Origin of the sequence: Mesorhizobium sp. M4A.F.Ca.ET.020.02.1.1, from assembly GCF_004022645.1 — a bacterium.
Classification (GTDB): domain Bacteria; phylum Pseudomonadota; class Alphaproteobacteria; order Rhizobiales; family Rhizobiaceae; genus Mesorhizobium.
Map to the genome: position 1 here is coordinate 1 of NZ_RZOI01000546.1, position 4,242 is coordinate 4,242.

Annotated in this window: 4 protein-coding genes and 1 pseudogene; 1 reads left to right on the plus strand and 4 read right to left on the minus strand. The window is 63.9% G+C overall.

The window, feature by feature from the left end; all coding sequences use genetic code 11:
• Positions 1-289, plus strand: a pseudogene (locus tag EN742_RS26275) (ABC transporter ATP-binding protein); the annotation flags it as partial.
• Between the two features lie 63 nt (positions 290-352).
• On the opposite strand, the gene EN742_RS26280 reads toward EN742_RS26275, so the two are convergent.
• The 4 genes from EN742_RS26280 to EN742_RS26295 form a co-directional block, all read right to left on the minus strand.
• A complete protein-coding gene (locus EN742_RS26280) occupies positions 353-1,150 on the minus strand; it encodes a phosphodiesterase (RefSeq protein ID WP_127400137.1) in 798 nt (265 codons plus the stop codon).
• Between the two features lie 67 nt (positions 1,151-1,217).
• Complete coding sequence (gene ugpC, locus EN742_RS26285; protein WP_126058105.1) at positions 1,218-2,318, minus strand: sn-glycerol-3-phosphate ABC transporter ATP-binding protein UgpC; 1,101 nt, start codon at positions 2,316-2,318, stop codon at positions 1,218-1,220.
• Positions 2,319-2,328: 10 nt separating this feature from the next.
• Complete coding sequence (locus tag EN742_RS26290; protein ID WP_126058104.1) at positions 2,329-3,243, minus strand: ABC transporter permease subunit; 915 nt, start codon at positions 3,241-3,243, stop codon at positions 2,329-2,331.
• 7 nt (positions 3,244-3,250) lie between these two features.
• On the minus strand, positions 3,251-4,135 hold the full coding sequence (locus EN742_RS26295; protein ID WP_126058103.1) for an ABC transporter permease subunit: 885 nt from the start codon (positions 4,133-4,135) through the stop codon (positions 3,251-3,253).
• Between the last annotated feature and the right edge of the window lie 107 nt (positions 4,136-4,242).

Sequence of the window (4,242 nt, forward strand, 5' to 3'; positions counted from 1 at the left end):
CCGCGATGTCGCCCGAATCATGCTGAGGCCGGAACAGGTGCTGTTGAAACGGACCTCGCGTGAAGGCATGTCGGGAACCCCGGACATGCTGTTCGGCGAGGTGACGGAATCCGAATTCGCCGGCTCGATGTGCACGATCGCCGTGCGGCTCCTGAACAGCCCCGACCCGCCGGACGCGGCGGCGATCGGCAACACGCCGCTGATCCTGCGCAAGCCCGGCATCGACGCGCCGGCGCTTGGCGAGATCGTGCGGCTGACCGTCTCCGGCAAAGCGCATGTTTTTGCCTGAGCTTCCAAGCCAAGGCGTGTTGAGATTCAGATCAGGCCGGCACCGCCTGAATATCGACACGCCTTAACGTACCCGCTCGCCCGTCGCCGGCGACCAGAGTGGCCAGGTCTCCAGAAAATCGTGGCTGTGCACGACGACGCGCTGCCCATCGATGTGGATAATCGAATAGGCGGGCGGCGCCTGCTCGACAACTTCGTCGCCCACCAAGTCGAGCACGAAGCGGGCGTGCAATCCGCGCTGCGCGGCAAACGGAATGCCGGCGACTGTGCCGGCTATGTCGCGATGGACATGGCCGAAGAAGATGTAGCGGACATTGCCGTGCCGCGTCAGGACCTCGAGCAGCCGATGCGGCTGTTCGAGCCCGAGCGGATCGAGCAGCTCGAGGCCAAGCTCGATCGGCGGATGATGCAGGAAGATATAGGCCCGGCGGCCCGCCGCCTCGCCGAGCCTGGCATCCAGCCAGGCCAGCCGCCTGTCGCATAATTCGCCGGTGACGCGGCCCTCGGCCAGGCTGTCGAGGAACAGCAGCGATGCTTCCTGCGTGTCGAAGACCGACTGCACGAAGCCATTCTCGTCGGTTGGATTTCCGGCAAAAGCCGCGACCAGGTTGGCGCGCCTGTCGTGATTGCCGGGCAGCAGCCGATATGGGACTGAAAGCCGCGCCAGGGCTGATTGGAGGTCGGCATAGCTCTGCGCCTCGCCGGATTCGGTCAGGTCACCGGTGAAGACGCAAAGTGCCGCATCGCCGTGGCGGGCATTGATATGGTCGATGCAGCGGTCGAGCCGCTCGTGCAGGTCAGCGCCAAAGCGGATCTCGCCGCGCCGGCCGAGATGGACGTCGGTGACCTGGATGACTTTCATTGCGCGACCCTTCTTCGATCGGACAGGGAGTTGCCTTGCCGTCCATCGCAGCCGGCCGAGCGCTTGATCAGAGCGCCGGCACCGGCATCGACGCCTTGAAGACGTCAAGGCGGCTTCCCGTCTCGGACGAGAAGAAGTGCAGGTCGGCCTCGGAGAACTGCAGGCCGACGGCGCTGCCCGGCGCGGGATGGACGGTTTCCGACGTCACTACCGAAAACGCCGCACCGTCGAGATCGACATAGATGACCCGCCCGGCACCGAGCTCTTCGACCAGGTCGACGGTCGCGTCGAGCGCGCCCGGCGTGCCGGGGGCGACGATGCGCACGGCCTCCGGCCGGATGCCCACCGCGATCTTGCTGCCGACCGGCAGGCCCGCGCGCGAGACGTTGAGCTTGCGGCTGCCACCGAGCAGCGACAGGCCATCGAGCGTGACCTCGCCTACCAGCATGTTCATCGCCGGCGCGCCGACGAAGGTGGCGACGAAGCGGCTCGCCGGGCGGCTGTAGACTTCCGCCGGCGTGCCGACCTGTTCGACACGGCCGCCATTCATCACCACCAGCCGGTCTGCCAGCGTCATCGCCTCGACCTGGTCATGGGTGACGAAGACCGAGGTGGCGCTCAGCCGCCGGTGCAGCTTGCGGATTTCCGAGCGCATCTGCACGCGCAGCTTGGCGTCGAGATTGGAGAGCGGTTCGTCGAAGAGGAAAACCTTCGGCTCGCGAATCATGGCGCGGCCCATGGCGACGCGCTGGCGCTGGCCGCCGGACAAGGCCATCGGCTTCCGGTCGAGCAAGTGCTCCAGTTCCAGGATGCGCGCGACCGCCTGGATGCGCTGAGCGCGTTCGGCGGCTGGAACGCCCGCCACCTTCAGCGAATAGCCGATGTTCTGCGAAACGCTCATATGCGGATAGAGCGCGTAGTTCTGGAACACCATGGCGCAGCCGCGCTCGCGCGGCTCGAGCTTGTTGACCACCTTGCCGTCGATGGCGATCGTGCCGCCTGATATCTCCTCCAACCCGGCGATCATCCGAAGCAGCGTGGACTTGCCGCAGCCCGACGGCCCGAGGATGACGACGAATTCGCCCGACGCGATGTCGAGGTGGACGCCGTGCACGACCTGCATCTTGGCGTAGCTTTTGTAGACGTCGCGAATGGTGATCGAGGCCATCGGCTGGTCCCTACTTTTCTGTGGCGATGAGGCCGCGCACGAACCAGCGCTGCATGGCCACGACGACGACGAGCGGCGGCAGCATGACGATCAGCGTGCCGGCCATGGCGATGTTCCATTCGGGAATGCCGCCGACATTGGGGATGAGTTGCTTGAGCTCGGTCACCGCCGTGGCGTGGCTGGCATCGGTGGTGATGAGCAACGGCCACAGATACTGGTTCCACGCCCACAGGAACATGATTGTGCCGAGCGCCGCCATGTTGTTGCGCGACGAGGGCAGCAGGATGTCGATGAAGAAGCGCAAGGCTCCTGCACCATCCATGCGCGCGGCCTCGGTCAGTTCGTCCGGCACAGTCAGGAAGAACTGCCGGTAGAGGAACGTGCCGGTGGCGGTGGCGATCAGCGGCATGATAAGGCCGGTATAGGAATTGAGCAGCCCGAGGCTGAGTGCGACCTGCACCCCCGAGACCTTCTCGATCAGCCAGCTCAGGCCAGTCACGTCGAGGATCGCCTGATATGGCGACATGACGTTGGCGACGACCGCGTAGGTCGGCACGATGCGCACTTCCAGCGGCAGCATCAGCGTGACGAATATTAGCCAGAAGATCAGCATGCGGCCGGGATAACGGAAGTAGACGATCGAGAAGGCGGTGAGCGCCGAGATGATGACTTTGCCGGCCGCCACGCCTGCGGCCATGATAAAGCTGTTGAACAGCTTCGGCCCGAGATCGGCCGTCGTCCACGCTGCCTTGATGTTGACCCAGAAGTCGCTGCCCGGCAGCAGCGACATCGGCACGTCGTTGACATCCTTCAGATTATGCGAGGCCGCGATCGCGACGATGATGAACGGCGCCACGCAAAATGCGAAGCCGACGAACAGGATTAGATGGGTGAACAAGTTGAGGATCGGGGTGCGCTCGACCATGCCCGCCTCACTTGTAATGCACACGCCGCTCGATGAAGCGGAACTGGAAGATGGTGAGCACGATGATAAGCAGCATCAGTATGATGCTTTGCGCGGCGGCGCCGGAATAATCGAGGCCTTTGAAGCCGTCGGAATAGATCTTGTAGACCATCAGATTGGTCGCGTTCGCCGGACCGCCCGCCGTCATGATGTCGACGATGCCGAAGGAATCCTGAAAGCTCTCGGTGATGTTGATGACCAGGAGGAAAAAGATTGTCGGCGTGATCAACGGGAACTGGATATCCCGGAAACGTCTGAGAACGCCGGAGCCGTCCATCGCCGCCGCCTCGACCAGTGAGCGCGGGATTGCCTGCAGGGCTGCGAGGAAAAAGATGAAGTTGTAGCCGACATATTTCCAGGAGAACGCGATGATGACAGAAGCCATGGCGTCGGCACCATTGAGGCCGGGGTCCCAGAAGCCTGGCCAGACCTTGTTGACGGCGGCCATGAAGCCGGCTTCGGGCGCCAGGATGAAGCGGAAAGCCATCGCCAGCGCAGGTGCTGCGATGCCGTAAGGCCAGATCAGCACGACGCGGTAGAGGCGTGAGCCGGCAAGCTGGCGGTCGGTCAGGGTGGCAAGCACCAACGCGATGACCATGGCAAGGCCGGTGCTGATGCCGGCAAAGATCAGGCTGGCGGTGATCGAGTTCCAATAGTCGGTGTTGGCGAGGATCGAACGGAAATTGTCGAGCCCGACCCAGATGTTGCCGCCGCCCCAGGGTTGCTGCAGCGTCAGCGACCAGTAAACCGCCTGGCCGGCGGGCCAATAGAAGAAGGTGAAGATCAGGAGCAACTGCGGCACCGCGAACAGGATGCCGATCGACCATCTTGAGAAAGTGACGCGTTTTTCCATCGATCCGCCAAAGCCGCCGGGCGGCCAAGCCCTGATATGAAACGGCCGCCCGCCTGTTGTCGGCGGGCGGCCACGAAAAGCCGCCGCTCCGGGCAGCGTCTTGGTCG